Source organism: Cedecea sp. B1(4), assembly GCF_059414925.1.
In genome coordinates this window covers 1-421 of the sequence record NZ_JCAHMZ010000298.1, presented here as the reverse complement: position 1 = coordinate 421, position 421 = coordinate 1, and the positions used below count along the sequence as shown (strand labels likewise).

General features: G+C 65.3%; 1 pseudogene. It reads left to right on the top strand.

Annotated elements, in window-relative coordinates:
- A pseudogene (locus ACR6JA_RS23020) lies at positions 1-421 on the top strand (hypothetical protein); the annotation flags it as partial.

The window sequence follows — 421 nt, the reverse complement described above, 5'->3', positions numbered from 1 at the left end:
GGACGCCTGGAGAAAGGCGGCAGCCAGGCCGACCGCGAGCAGATGGCCACGTTGCTGGAGTCGTCAGTGTTTCGTGATGTGGGCATCGGCCGAGAATCCTTGTTGGCCTTGTCCGGGTACATGAGCCAGCGGGAGTCAATCAAGGGCCTTCGCAGCGAGTACGCGGGCGTCGGCGTGGGCGCGCTGGAGACGAGCAGCGCGGTCATGATGGCCACGGCCGGCGAGAAGGTAAACCAGGCCAGCCAGGCCGTCGCAGATGCCCGCCAGCGCGCATTGCAGCCGGTCACGGACCTGATGGGCGATATGGCCAAGAAGATGGCCGAGTACGCGGATAAGTACCCCGGCCTGACCACGGCGCTGACCGGCGCAACCGATGGCATCAAGGTCATGACGGCAGCAGCAATTGCCTTCGGTGGCGTCA